Genomic DNA, 11915 nt, shown 5'->3' with positions numbered 1-11915 from the left:
CTACAAGAGCAAGCCACGGTAAGAAGGGAGATGTCCCATGCAGCTCTGGATCATCCTCGCCCTGTTGCTGTTCATCCTCCAGATCTTTACCATTATCGTCGGGGAATTCCGGCATCCTCCCAAGGCGCTCGCCTGGCTCTTCATTCTGTTCGTCATTCCGGTGATCGGGTTTGTTATGTACTATTTCCTCGCTAAGGAATACCGGCAGCGCAGGAAGGTTCGGCGCAAGGGGCTCGGGCTTGTCCACGACCTCAGGCAGGTCGGCAAGAAGATGAAGGCTTCCGATCCGCAGATCGAGGAAGAGCGCCTGCAGGGATGGAAGCATGAGCCGCGCCTGTTCGCCCTGCTCAACAATATTCCCGGCACCCTGATTACCGTGCAGAACGAAGTGCAAGTGCTCGCCAATGCGGATGAGGCTTATCCCGAGATGCTGGAGGCGATGGAGGGGGCGGAGAAGCATATTCACTTCGAGTTTTATACGGTCCGCAATGACCGGATCGGCCGGCGCTTTCAGGAGCTGTTGATCCGCAAGGCGCGTGCCGGAGTACAGGTGCGCTGCATCTTCGACGGCATCGGAAGCTATCATCTGGACGCGGGGTTCATCTCGGAGTTGAAAGCGGCCGGATGTGAGGTATACATATTCCTGCCGGCGCTCATCGCGTTCTTCGACAAGCGGATCAACTACCGCAACCACCGCAAAATTATCGTCATCGACGGAACCGTGGGCTTTCTGGGCGGGCTGAATATTGGGGACGAATATCTGGGGCGCAACTCGTCCCTCGGATTCTGGAGAGATACGCACCTTCGGCTGGAAGGGGACTCGGTCTACGCACTCCAGCATACCTTCATCAAGGACTGGAGGTTCGTCAGCGGTGAACGTCTCTCGGAGTCGGCTTACTTCCCCGAGCACGCATGCCGCGGCCGCAAGCCGGTCCAGGTCATTGCCAGCGGGCCGGACGCCCACTGGGACGCGGTGCTGGAGATGTTCTTCGGCTCTGTAACGGCGGCCAAGCGCAGGATCTTCATCACCACGCCGTATTTCGTGCCGGATGCCAGCCTGCTCATGGGATTGAAGACAGCGGCGATCAGCGGGATCGATGTGCGGATTATTTACCCCGAGAAGCCCGACTCTCGCATGGTGAACTATGCTTCTCTTTCGTATCTGGAAGAGCTGCTCCAGGCGGGCGTTCGGTTCTATGCTTACCAGAGGGGGTTCGTTCATGCCAAAGTAATGATCATCGACGATCTGCTCGCTACGGTGGGTACGGCCAACATGGATATGCGGAGCTTCTATAATAATTTTGAGCTGAACGCAGTCCTCTTCGATAAAGATACGATCCTCCGGCTCGAAAGCGACTTTATTCAGGATCTGAAGGCATGCAGGGAGATTGAGCTCGAGGAATTCGAGCAGCGGTCCCGCTGGCAGAAGGGCAAGGAAGTGCTGGCCCGGCTGGTCTCGCCGCTGTTCTAGGTCGGGAACGCCCCTTATTGGGTCTCCGCTTCGCTGAACGGCACCAAACCAAAAAAGCATCCCGGTCTGCCTTTTCCACCGGCAGATCGGATGCTTTTTTGGCCATGTCCAGCGGCCGGCAGGCCAGTCACCGCAGGAAGGAAAGAATGGAATCGAGATTCTGCGGCGGGGTCTGCGAGATCAGGTCCCCCTTCTGCTGAAGCCGTTCCATGATATTGAGGAGGTGAAAATCCCGTGGGTCCGGGCGGCCGGCAACTTCCTGCCAAGTGAGCGGGGTGGAGACTGAGGCGGCCTCCCGGGCCCGCGGCGTGTACGGCGCGGAGAGCGTCTTGCCGTACCAGTGCTGCAGGTAGTCGATGTAGATGCGCGTGCCGCGGTCCTTCTTCAGCCGCTCCGTCGTGAACAGCTGCGGGTGCTTCTGTACGGCAAAGTCCGCGACGAACTGGCCGATCTTGCGGAGCTGCTCGAACGTGTATCCCTTCTCTTGCGGGATCGGCACATAGATCTGCACGCCGGTGGCGCCGCTGGTCTTGGGCACGGAGCGGATGTTCATACCGTCCAAGATGCCCCCTATGATTTCAGCTGCCTCCATGATGCGAGGCTCCGGGTCCAGGCTCGGATCGATATCGATCAGCCATTCCGCCGGCAGGAGGCTTCCGATCCGGTGGAAGGACGGATGGAATTCGAGCGCCGCCAGATTGCCCAGCCAGAGCAGAGTGGGGAGAGAATCCAGATGAACGTAACGGATGCCTTCCAGCTCGGCCGATTCCACGAAGGCCGGCGTCGGTTCCGGTACGTTCTTCTGATAAAAGGACTTGTCGTTCCAACCGTCCGGAAAACGGATGGTGGTGAGATGCCTTCCGCGGCAATAGGTGAGCAGATAGGGAGCAAGCTGCGCGAGTTTCTCGAGATAGATGGCCTTGGTGATCCCTTTCTCCGGCCAGAGAAGCTTTTGGGGATTGGTTACGGTCAGCTCCTGACCTTGTACGATGATCGTGCCTTTGGCCGGCAGGGAAGACGAGGATCTGGATTTGACGGGTGGGGCCACACGATACCTCCTCTTTGAGTGTCATCTTAACCGATAACCGTCAAGCCGCCGGTTAGCCGTCCAACTGGGCGAAGGTGCATTCGTCCGGCCTGGCGGCGACCAGCGCCTGAAGGCCCGGCTGCCGCAGCGTCCTGCCGGCGGTCCATTCCATATAGCTGACTTTCACCGTCAGCCGGGGCTGGATCCAGACCGCGTCTTTGCTGCGCTCCGGCACATTGACGAAGGGGCGTTCCGGGAGCCTCATCTCCGCGGCCTCTGCGGTCAGCTCCCTCCACATCTGCTGGGTGAAGCGCCCGGCTCCGGCATGGCCGATATACCACAAGCGGCCTTCCGCGTCATAGAGGCCGAGCATGAGAGCATTCACTTGGCCGGCCCGGTAGGTGACTCCGCCGACGACGGCCAGCAGATCGTTGTAGATCTTCATTTTCTGCCAGCGCTTGTCTTTGCCGCCCAGGAGGTACTTGCTCTCCAGATCCTTGCAGACGATGCCCTCCATCTTGTGCAGCTTCATCACGCTGTAGAGGTCATTCATGCCCGGGACATTCGGGACGAGCTGGACGGTTTGGCTGCCGTGCACCCGTTCTTGAAGCAGGCGCTGTCTTTCCCGCAGCGTCCGCTCGGTGACCCATTCGCCGTCGAGATACAGGATGTCGAAGACCATGTACGAGATCGGCACCTGTTTTTGCACCTGAGCCAGATGCTGCGACTTGCGCACGCTGTCCCGGCGCATGACTTCCTGGAAGTTCGGGCGCCCTTCGGCAAGGGCGATGACTTCCCCGTCCAGGATGACCGATTCGGCATTGCAGTAAGAGGATAAGTGAAGCAGCTCTGGGTATTGGAGTGTCCGCTCGTGGCCTTTGCGGTTAAAGAGTCTCACCGTGCCGCCGGACGCGTAGGTGAGAATACGGGTGCCGTCCCATTTGACCTGTCCGATCCATTGATCCCCAGATGGTGCCTTTTCCGTACGGATGGGCTCGAAGGGGACGAGGGGCTGCCAGTCCAAGGGGGCATTCCTCCAGTAGTTTTAGGAAATGACCTGCCGCGGGAGCGGTTATTTCATCGCGGTAATCTGCTCCTCGTGTTCGATCTCTTCTTTCATTTTCTCCAGTTCCTGCGAAAACTTACCTGCAATGCACTCCCGGCTGCCGTAGACCATGAGCAGGTCTCCTTCGTGAAGGGTAAGGTCACGGCTGCCCTTGCGGAGCTTGGACAGCCCCCGCTGGATGAAGAGGATGGCGAGGTCTTCCTGCTTTCCTGCAATCTCCCCGGCTTTCCTGCCGATATAAGCTGAGCCGCGGTGGAGACAGACTTCCGTAATGAGATCATCCTCGTCGATGTATAATATTTCTTGCAGCGGCAGTTCATGAAGTGCAAAATCATCTTCCAGATGCTGATGAAGCCGGCTTTTTAATTTTCGTGTGATCCATTTGCTTTTGAGGAACAGGAGCACGACGCCGAGGAGAACGGTCAACAGGAGAAGCTGGGGGATTTTGAAACTCTGGGCGAGGATGCTGCTCAGCGTCGAGATAATCACAGCCAGCGAGAAGACGCCGAAGAGGATCAGGAACATGGCAATTTTCCTTCGGATCGGATGGCGGAGGATCAGCTCCGATTCCTTGGTAGTGAAGCCGGTGGCCGTCAGCATGGATAGCGCTTGGAAGCGGGCGATCCGCTTATCGAGTCCGGTGGTAATGAGCAGCGTGGCTGCGGTTTCCAGCACGAGAAGCACCAGTACGCAGTATATCGCAATAAAACCAATTCCCATGGGTTCTCCCTCCGCTTGTCGTATCTTATATGAATACATTACCATGGTGAGGAGCGGCTGAAGCAAGATTGAAGGTTAGGCTGCAGGCGGCAGCGGGTAAGTAGAAGCAGTCCACGGCTTACAAAAAGGAGTAGAAGGCATGACCCTATCCATCCCCGATCACCAGCGGCTTCAAGTGGTCCTCCACCAATTCATCTTTCCGTTTTCCATAGACCGGCACAGCAGAGAAGGCATCAAGCGCAGGCTGCTCCAGGATGATTTCGTCCCGTTCTATCTACAGAATCTAAGTCTCGAAGACGCCTTCTACGGCGAATCGTTCCGCGTATCGCACCATAATCTCGAGCGCTATTATCTGCCGTTCACAAGTCATGTGCTTTTTCCGCGCGAGGACGAAGACGAAGGGCTGCGCCGGTTTTCCCTAAGCGTAAACCTCTCGTGCCGCATGGACACCGAGTTTGAGAGTATCCCCTTCCGGATTCATTCGGTGGATGTCATCTTGTGTCCGTTCGATATCGGATTCATTACCCTGCGGACTGAACTGCCGGCAGGGGACGTTCATTATTCGCAGGCGCTGGAGTTCGCGGGGCGGTTCCGTGTGCTGCAGAACTTGAAGGATCAACACAAGCAGACGGTACTTACCGTAGGAGACGAGCGGTTCGAAGAAGTCGAGGACATGATCTTCCAGAAGCTGGTGCCGGGTATGATGCCGTTCATGGACCGGACAGAGCTTCGCGAATCTTACTTTGAGAAGCTGCCATTCTTCGTGGACGAGCGGATGTTCGTGCACTCCCTGTATGCCATGGAGCAAGGGATGGAGATCACCGATACCGACATCTACCGCGCTTCCCGGATCGACGGCAATGATCATAGAGGGGCTCCGTACATCAGCGCCGCTAACCGGGAATACATTGGCCGCTACTGCCGGAAGCACACCTACGACCGGTGGGCACCCCATACCTACTATATTACGGAGGAGACTTCGTTCGTCTGTCTGACGAGTCAGGACCGCGAAGCGGCTGTAGCGATCGGCAGTCATATGTACGGAGAGTATTATTATGCCGTTCTCCTCAATCTTTTCTACAAAATCGTACTGCTCAAGCTATCGAACCGGTACTCTCATGTTCAGCTCGAGAAGAATCAGGATGAGATCGAGGAATTGATTCGCGCGATCACCCTATTCTCAGCCAAATATTACTTTCTCGAAGTCGTCTCCCAGTCGCAGGGCAAGGATATTTTCCTGCAGGTGAAGGATCATCTCGGCAGCGCCGCCTTGTTCAAGGAAGTCAAACAAACCCTCTCGGATCTCTATACATACCAGGAAAACTTCACATCCAAGCGGTCCAATTACCTGCTGCAGATTTTGACGATTTATACGGTCATCAGCGGAATATACGGCATGAATCAGGTCATTGAGGATTTGAAAGGGGATATTAACTGGAGCAAAATGCTGGAATATTCCGCATTCGAGTACATTGCCCTGGCCGTAACGATAAGCGGTATGCTGGTTTCTTTCGGTCTCGGTATGCATACTATATTCCGGCTGCTCAAAGAACGGAGGAAGCGAAAGGAGCACAAGAAGCTGTAAAAGGAGGACGAGATCCAAAAAACCGTTCCGCGCCGGGCTGGCGGGGAACGGTGGGGGATTTTCTATACCGGGAATGCTTAAGAGAGCGCAGGCTCTTTCGTTTTCTTGCTCCTGCTCTTCGTGCTTTTGACAGGCTTGCCTTCGGCGGCCGTGGTGGGGGAAGCTTCCGTGGCTACGGGGGTGACCGCTTCGAGGCTGGCCTGCAGGGCTGCCATCAGATCGATGACATTCGATTTGTTCGGTTCCGGAGCTATGCTCACCTGGCGGCCCGAGATCTTCTGTTCGATCGCTTCCAGCATCGCCGTACGGTAGTCGTCTTTATATTTTTCGGGTTCGAATCCGGTAGAGAGCTGTTCGATGAGCATTTTGGCCATCGTCAGTTCTTTTTCGTTGACGTTCGCGTTCTCGGGCAGATTCGGCACATGCGCTACGGGACGGATCTCGTCCGGATAGAAGATGGTCTCCATAGCAATGCAGCGGTCGATAATCCGGATCGCGGCCAGCGAGCTCTTGGAGCGGATCGATACTTTCGCGATGCCGATCTTGCCGGTTTGCTTCATAGCTTCGAGCAGCAGGTTATAGGCGCCGGCGCCCGTTTCATTCGGGGCCAGATAGTACGTTTTTTGGAAATACACGGGATCGATATCCGACAGATCCACGAAATCCAGGATTTTGATTTCCTTCGTGACTTCGCCAGTCAGGCGTTCGAGTTCGTCCTTCTCGAATAGAACGAAGGAGCCCGGCTCGTATTCGTAGCCTTTGGCAATCTCTCCCCATTCTACCTCGCGCTCGCAGTGCTGGCATTTGCGAACGAAATTCAGCGGCGTATTGCACTCCTTATGAATCATACGCATCGAGATATCCTTGTCTTCCGTCGCCGAGAACATTTTGACCGGAACATGCACCAACCCAAAGCTGATGGCACCTTTCCATACCGTATGCATCCGAAACCCTCCTTGGCCGGGAACGGCCTTCATCTACGAACTAGTATGCGCATAAGGCGGGCATCCCATAACATCCTAGTGCATGACGACGGACTTTACTTGGACATGCTACGGATGGAGGCTGCAGTCCCGGGGCAGGGGCTGTCCGGCCCGCAGTCCGGTCCAATCATAAGGAGGAGAAAAAAGTGAGCGAGGCCAACACATCAGGCAACGTGTATGAGAATGATGCTTCCCATGAGGGACGCGACTCTTATTTCATGGATATCGACAGAATGATCAATGAGGGACTCGGTGGGGGTACCGTTTCCTACCAGAACGGACTCATCGAAGAGACGACGACCGATACGATGGATCACCCCGAGTCCGTGACTGGTGGAGGATCGGAAGGATGAAAGTCTATCGGGCCCAGGAAATTCTGAGAGCCGAATCCCGCGTCGAAGTGGAACTGAACGGCGTCTCCGTGTGGATCGACAGTGTGGATCCGGAGAAGGAGACCGCTAAAGTGCACACCGAAAACCAGCCTGCCGACTCCCGTGTCGTGCCTGTCGAAGAGTTGGAGGAGGTTACCTAAGATTCCTGGGGCCTAGGCCGAAGCATTCAATGATAAAGCTCTTTGTCCCGTGCGGTGTACTCCCGCGGGATGAAGAGCTTTTTGGGTTCGGTGCCCGCCATCAGGCCTCGAAGCGGGGAATACTCCGGGCTATATCCGGATGCTTGCGGCCGCCGCCCGGCTCGAAGGGCCCATTACTCGGTTGCTAGAGGGACCTGCGTGGGGCTATAATAGTTGCTATTAAAGGTAAGCGGAGGCGGATAACGTGGGCTCGGAATCCCTGGATGAATTCTCCCTGATCCGGCTTTTAACCGGAGGCAAGCAATCGCCGGCGTTCCAGAGAGCCGCAGGGGTACTGACCGGCATCGGAGACGATGCGGCTGTGGTGGAAGTGCCCGGCGGCAGCCACCTCATACTCACTTGCGACACGATGACCGAAAGCACGCATTTCACCCCGGTCACCATGCGGGACCGGGATATCGGCTACAAGGCGATGGCGTCGGCCGTCAGCGATATTGCTGCGATGGGTGGTACGCCCCGGTTTGCCTTGATCTCGCTGACCCTGCCGCGGACCCTGCCGGCAGCCCGGATGGAGGCCCTGTATGAAGGGCTTTATGCGTGTGCTTCGGAGTATGGGGTTGCCGTAGCCGGAGGCGATACGACGTCAAGCCCCGGAGGGTTGACGGTTTCGGTTACGGTGATCGGAGAAACGGAAGCCGGGAGATCGCTGCTCCGGTCTGCAGCGATGCCCGGCGATGCCGTATTCGTTACGGGGGAGCTTGGGAATTCGGCGGCCGGCCTGGAGTGGCTGCTTCATCAGAATCTCCCGGCCGGCCGCTGGGAGGACGAATGGGCCGGTGCGGGCCCCGAGGTGCGTCCGCTGGTGCAAGCCCATTGCCGCCCGCAGCCCCGGATACGTGCCGGGGAGCTGCTGAGACGCTCTTCTCTCTGCCATGCGCTTAACGATGTAAGCGACGGGCTGGCCAGCGAAGCCTGGGAGATTGCGGAGGCTTCCGGGGTGGGGATCGACCTCATCGAGGAGCGTATTCCGCTCTCGGCTGCCTTATACCGGCAGGCGGCCGTGCAAGGCAAGGAGCCTGTAGACTATGCGCTGTACGGCGGGGAAGATTACGAGCTTCTGGGGACGGTGCCTGCAGAGCACGCCTTAGAGCTTCAATCGATGTTTAAGGAAGCGGGGATGCCCCTGAGTCTGATCGGCTATGTGACGGCGGACCCGGGAGCGGTTCGTCTCCTCCGAACCGGCGGCGATTTCACCCCGCTTGACAAGAAAGGGTACAATCATTTTGCAGGGTGAAGGGAGGGGCCTGACGGCATGCCCTCATATCAATATATCTCCCGTAGTGTAGAGGATACGGCATCGCTTGCGCAGGGGGTTGCCCGGTTATTCGACCGGGGGACCGTCATCACGCTCGACGGTGATCTCGGCGCGGGCAAGACAACGTTCTCCCAAGCGGTTGCGAAGGCGATCGGGGTGAAGGACATTGTGAATTCGCCTACATTTACCATCATCAAAGAGTACAAAGGGGACAAGCTCCCTTTTTATCATATGGATGTCTACCGGCTGTCCGCCGACGAAGCGGATGAGCTCGGGCTCGATGATTATTTCTATGGCGACGGCGTTACGTTGGTGGAGTGGGCCTCGCTGATTGAGGACCTGCTCCCGGAGGACCGGCTGGAGATCCGGATCGGCCTCTTGGAAGGGATGGAGCGACTGTTCACGCTCACTCCCCGAGGAGAGCGCTACGAACAATGGTGCAAGCAGGCAAAGGAGAATGGCACGTTATGACCACATGGAGTCAATCACCGCAGTATGACGAGCAGGGGCTGATGCTTTCCGTCGATACCTCTACCGTTTCGATGACGGCGGCATTAACCCGGGGAAGCTCTCTCTTGGGAGAGATCACGGTAAGCGCGGAGAGGAACCATTCTCTGTATGTCGTACCGGCCCTTCAGCGTCTTCTGGAGCACAACGGCGTGAAGCCGGCGGAGCTGTCCGCTTTTGCCGCGGGGGTCGGTCCCGGATCCTATACGGGCACACGGATCGGAGTGACAGTAGCCAAAACCTTCGCGTGGACTCATAGCCTGGCGCTCCTGGGCGTTTCGACATTGGAAGCGATGGCCCTCGGAGGTCTGGAGGAGGCGCTCTCACTGCGCAGCCCGGTGGCGGCACCGGCAGAGGGGGAATCGGTAGAGCTCCGTATCGATCAAGACGGAGACCTCGGGGCATTGGAGCGGATTCTTGGTACGAAGACGCCGGAGTCGCTCCCGAAAAGGTGGGTCGTTCCCATGATCGATGCCCGCCGCGGGCAGGCTTTCACAGGACTGTACGAGGCATCGGCTTCCGGCTGGACATGTCTTGTTCCCGATGGAATCCGTCTGACCTCCCTCTGGGTCGAAGAGCTTCGGTCCCTTGCGGATTCCGGAGAGCCTCAGCACATCGTTTTCACCGGAGATGCTCATCTGCACGGGGAAGCAATAAGTCAGCTTGAGGCCGGATGGAACGGTACGATCACCAAGACGGGGTTTGGGTTCCAGGCCAGGCACGTCGCGGAACTCGGCCGCAGCCGCTGGCAGCGGGGGGAAACCGAGGATGTTTACGGATTGGTGCCGAATTATACGCAGCTGGCGGAAGCGGAGGCGAATCTTCTTGCTGCCAAACGAACCTAAGAAAGGACGTTCAGCCATGGAAGAAGAATCCGTGCGCCCGGCAGCCACGCCGGATGGCCAGACCTGTCGATTCCGACCCATGGGCCAGGCGGACATCCCGGTCATCTGCGAGATTGAACAGGAATCCTTCACTACCCCCTGGACTGCGGGGGCTTTTCATAACGAGCTGTCGAACAACCAGTTTGCCCGATATCTGGTCCTTGAGGTGGACGGGGAGATCGCGGGGTACGGCGGGATGTGGCTCATCATGGAAGAGGCGCATATTACCAATGTGGCGATCCGGGAGAAATTCCGAGGCCGCAAATTCGGCGAGCTCCTGATGAGGGAGATGCAGCGTACGGCCGATATGTATGGGGCGATCCGCATGACGCTGGAGGTGCGTCCCTCCAATTATGTAGCCTTGGGACTATATGAGAAGCTGGGCTTCCGTTCCGTCGGAGTCCGCCGTGGATATTACACGGATAATCATGAAGACGCAGTGATCATGTGGGCCGATCTTCCTAAGGCGGGCCGCATGAAGGAGTAGCGCTTAGAGACGGATCATGAGAGGAACGAATATGAACGAACCTAACTTAGCACAAGAAACGGCAGCAGCCCCGGCAGGCAAGGAGCACGCCGGGGAGCGGCCGGTTTATATATTGGCGCTGGAGACCAGCTGCGATGAAACGGCGGCATCCATTGTCCGGGACGGCACGGAGATTCTTGCGAATGTCGTTTCATCGCAGATCGAAACCCACCAGCGCTTCGGCGGCGTCGTGCCCGAAGTGGCATCCCGCAAACACGTGGAGTCCATCACCTGGATCCTGCAGGAGGCGCTGGATCAGGCCCAGCTTCACCCCTCGCAGCTCTCCGCCGTAGCCGTTACCCAGGGACCGGGTCTTGTGGGAGCGCTGCTGGTTGGGATGGTGGCGGCCAAGGCTTTCGCCTGCGCTTGGGGACTGCCCTTGATCGGTGTCCATCACATTGCCGGGCATATTTATGCCAATGCTTTGGTCCACCAGCTCCAGTATCCCTTCCTGTCGTTAGTAGTGTCCGGAGGGCATACGGAGCTGGTCTATGTGGAATCGGAAGGCCGCTTCCGCATCATCGGCCAGACCCGGGATGACGCCGCTGGCGAAGCTTATGACAAGGTCGCCCGGGCGCTCAAGCTGCCCTATCCGGGCGGACCGCATATCGACCGGCTTGCGCTGGAATCGGAGGAAGCGCTGACGCTTCCCCGGGCCTGGCTGGAGCCGGATTCGTATGACTTCAGCTTCAGCGGGCTGAAGTCGGCGGTGCTGGCGGCGCTGAACTCGGCCGCCATGAAAGGGCAGACGCTGGCTCCGGGAGCGGTCGCGAAGGGGTTCCAGGACTCAGTGACCGAAGTCCTGGTGGAGAAAGCGCTCCGCGCCGTGAAGGCCTACGGCGCCAAGCAGCTTCTCTTGGCCGGCGGAGTCGCCGCCAACAAGGGACTGAGGGCGCGGCTCGAAGCTCGCTGCGCGAAAGAGGGCGTTCCGCTGCTTGCGCCGCCCCACGCCTTGTGTACGGACAACGCGGCGATGATTGCCGCCGCCGCGTTCCTGAAGTACCGCCGTGCCCAGTTCGCCTCCCTCGATATGAAGGCGGATCCCCAGCTGAAGCTGGAGGAGTGGTCCGTCTAGGATCTGGCTTACAGGTTTGCGGCGCTCCCCCCTATCTGTTGCGAGAGGGGGGAGCCGCTTTTCACTATCTGAAATCTGGTACTTGCATCCCTGTGGGGGGCTGTGCTATATTACTCCTTGTCGCTTCTGAGCTTCAACAAAAGAAGACAAGCACGATGCGGGTTCAACCGGTGACCGGTGAATCGGCTCGCGAAAGTAAAGAATTAAATGCTTGACTTTGAAAG

Annotated in this window: 13 protein-coding genes; 9 read left to right on the top strand and 4 right to left on the bottom strand. The window is 57.8% G+C overall.

Going from position 1 to position 11915, the window contains the following annotated elements:
- Positions 1–37 precede the first annotated feature (37 nt).
- Positions 38–1471 (top strand): cardiolipin synthase, encoded by a 1434-nt coding sequence (gene cls / locus O9H32_RS31945; RefSeq protein ID WP_269870130.1) that lies wholly within the window; start codon positions 38–40, stop codon positions 1469–1471.
- 127 nt (positions 1472–1598) lie between these two features.
- On the opposite strand, the gene ligD is transcribed toward cls, so the two are convergent.
- Genes ligD through O9H32_RS31930 form a run of 3 tightly spaced genes read right to left on the bottom strand, consistent with a single transcriptional unit; the run spans position 1599 to position 4284 of the window.
- On the bottom strand, positions 1599–2519 hold the full coding sequence (gene ligD / locus O9H32_RS31940) for a non-homologous end-joining DNA ligase (RefSeq protein WP_269870129.1): 921 nt from the start codon (positions 2517–2519) through the stop codon (positions 1599–1601).
- Positions 2520–2571: 52 nt separating this feature from the next.
- Entirely contained in the window at positions 2572–3522 is a 951-nt protein-coding gene (locus tag O9H32_RS31935) for an ATP-dependent DNA ligase (protein WP_269870128.1), read from the bottom strand.
- A gap of 48 nt (positions 3523–3570) precedes the next feature.
- On the bottom strand, positions 3571–4284 hold the full coding sequence (locus tag O9H32_RS31930) for a hypothetical protein (protein ID WP_269870127.1): 714 nt from the start codon (positions 4282–4284) through the stop codon (positions 3571–3573).
- Between the two features lie 139 nt (positions 4285–4423).
- On the opposite strand from O9H32_RS31930, the gene O9H32_RS31925 reads away from it, so the two are divergent.
- Entirely contained in the window at positions 4424–5869 is a 1446-nt protein-coding gene (locus O9H32_RS31925; RefSeq protein WP_269870126.1) for a hypothetical protein, read from the top strand.
- 77 nt (positions 5870–5946) lie between these two features.
- Here O9H32_RS31925 and ku read toward each other — a convergent pair whose 3' ends face one another.
- Positions 5947–6813: a non-homologous end joining protein Ku gene (gene ku / locus O9H32_RS31920; protein ID WP_269870125.1), complete on the bottom strand. Its 867-nt coding sequence runs from the start codon at positions 6811–6813 to the stop codon at positions 5947–5949.
- 185 nt (positions 6814–6998) lie between these two features.
- Here ku and O9H32_RS31915 point away from each other — a divergent pair, with 185 nt between their 5' ends.
- The 7 genes from O9H32_RS31915 (at position 6999) to tsaD (ending at position 11691) form a co-directional block, all read left to right on the top strand.
- Positions 6999–7205, top strand: a complete 207-nt coding sequence (locus tag O9H32_RS31915; protein WP_269870124.1) for a hypothetical protein — start codon at positions 6999–7001, stop codon at positions 7203–7205.
- Complete coding sequence (locus O9H32_RS31910; RefSeq protein WP_269870123.1) at positions 7202–7384, top strand: H-type small acid-soluble spore protein; 183 nt, start codon at positions 7202–7204, stop codon at positions 7382–7384. Before O9H32_RS31915 ends, O9H32_RS31910 begins: the two co-directional genes overlap by 4 nt.
- Positions 7385–7628: 244 nt before the next feature.
- The gene (gene thiL / locus O9H32_RS31905; protein WP_269870122.1) at positions 7629–8678 is read left to right on the top strand and encodes a thiamine-phosphate kinase; all 1050 of its coding nucleotides are present in this window, start codon (positions 7629–7631) and stop codon (positions 8676–8678) included.
- Between the two features lie 18 nt (positions 8679–8696).
- Positions 8697–9170, top strand: coding sequence for a tRNA (adenosine(37)-N6)-threonylcarbamoyltransferase complex ATPase subunit type 1 TsaE (gene tsaE, locus O9H32_RS31900; RefSeq protein WP_269870121.1), 474 nt, complete (start codon positions 8697–8699; stop codon positions 9168–9170).
- On the top strand, positions 9167–10051 hold the full coding sequence (tsaB, locus tag O9H32_RS31895; protein ID WP_269870120.1) for a tRNA (adenosine(37)-N6)-threonylcarbamoyltransferase complex dimerization subunit type 1 TsaB: 885 nt from the start codon (positions 9167–9169) through the stop codon (positions 10049–10051). The genes tsaE and tsaB overlap by 4 nt, the downstream gene beginning before the upstream one ends.
- A gap of 16 nt (positions 10052–10067) precedes the next feature.
- On the top strand, positions 10068–10577 hold the full coding sequence (gene rimI / locus O9H32_RS31890) for a ribosomal protein S18-alanine N-acetyltransferase (protein WP_269870119.1): 510 nt from the start codon (positions 10068–10070) through the stop codon (positions 10575–10577).
- Between the two features lie 31 nt (positions 10578–10608).
- The gene (gene tsaD / locus O9H32_RS31885; RefSeq protein WP_269870118.1) at positions 10609–11691 is read left to right on the top strand and encodes a tRNA (adenosine(37)-N6)-threonylcarbamoyltransferase complex transferase subunit TsaD; all 1083 of its coding nucleotides are present in this window, start codon (positions 10609–10611) and stop codon (positions 11689–11691) included.
- Positions 11692–11915 lie beyond the last annotated feature (224 nt).

Origin of the sequence: Paenibacillus caseinilyticus (assembly GCF_027533645.1) — a bacterium.
In the GTDB taxonomy this organism is placed as follows: Bacteria; Bacillota; Bacilli; order Paenibacillales; family NBRC-103111; genus Paenibacillus_G; species Paenibacillus_G caseinilyticus.
This window is presented reverse-complemented; position numbering and strand designations above follow the sequence as displayed.